The sequence below is a fragment of the Sphingomonas sp. genome (assembly GCF_035758555.1).
Classification (GTDB): domain Bacteria; phylum Pseudomonadota; class Alphaproteobacteria; order Sphingomonadales; family Sphingomonadaceae; genus Sphingomonas_B.
This window is the reverse complement of the sequence record NZ_DASTXI010000035.1, coordinates 1-2,332: the sequence shown is the minus strand read 5'-3', so window position 1 is coordinate 2,332 and position 2,332 is coordinate 1. Positions and strand designations below refer to the sequence as shown.

Annotated in this window: 3 protein-coding genes; 1 reads left to right on the top strand and 2 read right to left on the bottom strand. The window is 71.1% G+C overall.

What is annotated here, in order from left to right:
- Nucleotides 1-247 (top strand): hypothetical protein (locus VFT73_RS01985; RefSeq protein ID WP_326408465.1); only part of this gene is annotated, 247 nt, incomplete at its 5' end.
- A gap of 266 nt (nucleotides 248-513) precedes the next feature.
- Here VFT73_RS01985 and VFT73_RS01980 read toward each other — a convergent pair.
- Nucleotides 514-1,284, bottom strand: a complete 771-nt coding sequence (locus VFT73_RS01980) for an ABC transporter ATP-binding protein (RefSeq protein ID WP_326408464.1) — start codon at nucleotides 1,282-1,284, stop codon at nucleotides 514-516.
- Nucleotides 1,281-2,273, bottom strand: a complete 993-nt coding sequence (locus VFT73_RS01975; protein ID WP_326408463.1) for an iron ABC transporter permease — start codon at nucleotides 2,271-2,273, stop codon at nucleotides 1,281-1,283. Before VFT73_RS01975 ends, VFT73_RS01980 begins: the two co-directional genes overlap by 4 nt.
- Between the last annotated feature and the right edge of the window lie 59 nt (nucleotides 2,274-2,332).

The following is a 2,332-nucleotide window of genomic DNA, read 5'->3' as shown; positions in this document are numbered from 1 at the left end:
CGCGCCTCAGACCTTCGCCCAGACCAACAACCACGAGGCCAGCGAAAAGACCGTGCAGCTCTCGCAAGTGCCCAAGGCCGCCCGCGACGCGGCGCAAAAGGAGCTCGGCGCGATGCCAACGGAGGCGAAGATGGTCAGTGGGACCAACCCGCAGGAATACGAGCTGGAGGCCAGGGACAGATCGGGCAAGGAAGTGGGCGTGCACGTCCGTGCCGACGGGACCGTCGTGAAGAAGGAGAAGGAGTAGATAGGCCGCCCCTCACCCAACCTTTCCCCCGAGCAGGCAGGGCTATCGCATATGACATAGCTCCGTCATCCCGAGCGCAGCGAAGTCGAGGGACCTCTTTTGTCGACGCTTCGTCCCGCAGTAGCGGAGCAAAAAGGTCCCTCGACTTCGTTCGCTTCGCTCACTCCGCTCGGGATGACGGAGATTTTTGCCCAAATGCGATTGCCTTGCCTTCGGGGGAGAGGAACTTGAAAGCAGATGCTCCGACTTCTTCCTCCTCGCCCCCGCTAGGGGGAGAGGTTGGGAGAGGGGGTGAGCATCCAGCGTTCGCCGACCTTCAGTCGCTCGAAGCGAATGCCGAACACCTCGTCGAGCCGCGGATCGTGGATCAGGCGGTCGGCCGGCTCGTCGGCCACGAGCCTGCCCTTGGCCAGCAGCACGATGCGCTCGAAGAAGCGGAACGCGAGATCGAGATCGTGCACCACGACGACCGACAGCCGCCCATCGCCCACCTGGCCGCGCCCGCGGGCGGCGAGCGTGCGGATCGTCTCGAGCCGGTGGCGGATGTCGAGCGCGGCCGACGGCTCGTCGGCGATCAGCACCGGCGGATCGACCACCAGCACGGTCGCGAGCAGCACGCGCGCCCGCTCGCCGCCCGACAGCGTCGACCAGCGCCGCTTCTCCAGCCCGGCCAGCTCGAACGCGCGCTTCGCGCGGTCGATCGCACCGGCCGGCAGCGCGCCCGCGCGCGCCGCGCCCAGCTCCAGAAGGTCGCCGACGCTCAAATCCCAGTGCGGCTCGAAGGTTTGCGGCAGGAAGCCGATCGCGCGCGCCCGCTCGGCGCTCGCAAGGGCGCCGAGATCGCGGCCGCCGAGCCTCACCTGCCCCGCTGTCGGCGCGTCGATGCCGGCCAGCGTGCGCAGAAGCGTCGACTTGCCGGCGCCGTTCGGTCCGATCACCGCCACCGAGCCCTGAGGGCCGAGCGACAGCGACACGTCGTCGATCAGCGTCGCCCCGCCGCGCCGCACGACGAGCGAGTTGGCCGCGAGCGCCGTCATGCGCGCAACCGCCGCGCCAGCAGCAGGATGAAGAACGGTCCGCCCGCGACCGCCGTCACCAACCCGAGCGGGATCTCGGCCGGCGGCAGGGCCGCGCGCGCGATCGCGTCGGCCAGCGTGACGAGGATCGCCCCGACCAGTGCGGAGGCCGGCAGCAGCGGCCGGTGCAGAGGACCCACCAGCCAGCGCGCGATGTGCGGCGCCGCGAGGCCGACGAAGGCCACCAGCCCGCCGAAGGCGACGGCCGCCGCCACGATCGCCGAACCCGCCAGCACCGCCCGCGCCACGACCCGGCGCGTGTCGAGACCGAACGCCGTCGCCATCGTCTCGCCGAGCCCCAGCAGGTCGAGTTGGCGCGCGAACAGCAGCGACAGCGCGAGGCAGGCCAGCGCGATCGCGGCGAGCAGCAGGAGGCCGCGCCAGCTCGGCGTCTGGATGCCGCCCAACACCCAGCTCATCACCACCTGCAGGCTGACGGTCTCGTCCGACAGCGCCAGCATCAGGAACGAGCGCACCGCGCCCAGGATCGCCGCCATCGCCACGCCCGCGAGCAGCAGCCCGGCCGCATCGACCGCGCCCGCGCCGCGCGCGATGCCGATCACCAGCATCGTCGCGCCCCAGGCGCCGGCAAAGGCGAGCAATGGCAGAAGCAGGGTCTGCGGCAGGATCAGCGGAACGGCGAGCGGCACCAGCAGCGCGATCGTCGCTCCGACCGCCGCCCCGCCGGCCGATCCCAGCAGATAAGGCTCGGCCAGCGGATTGCGGAACACGCCCTGATAGATCGTGCCGCCCAGTCCCAGCAGCGCGCCGACCAGCGCCGCCGCCACGACGCGCGGCAGACGCCACTCGACCAGCAGGCGGCTCGCCATCGAAGGATCGCCGGCCAAGGCATGCCAGAGATCGATCGGCGATGCCCAGCGTGCGCCGGCGCAGGCGGCGATCGCGATCCCCGCGACCAATGCCGCGACAAGTCCCAGCCAGACCCTCATCGGCCCGCGCCCGCCGGATGGACGATCGGATGGAAGAGCGCGGCAAGATGCTCGATGCC

Coding starts and splice junctions, on each gene's coding strand:
- VFT73_RS01980 (WP_326408464.1), bottom strand. CDS start 1,284: ATGACGGCGCTCGCGGCCAACTCGCTCGTCGTGCGGCGCGGCGGGGCG.
- VFT73_RS01975 (WP_326408463.1), bottom strand. CDS start 2,273: ATGAGGGTCTGGCTGGGACTTGTCGCGGCATTGGTCGCGGGGATCGCG.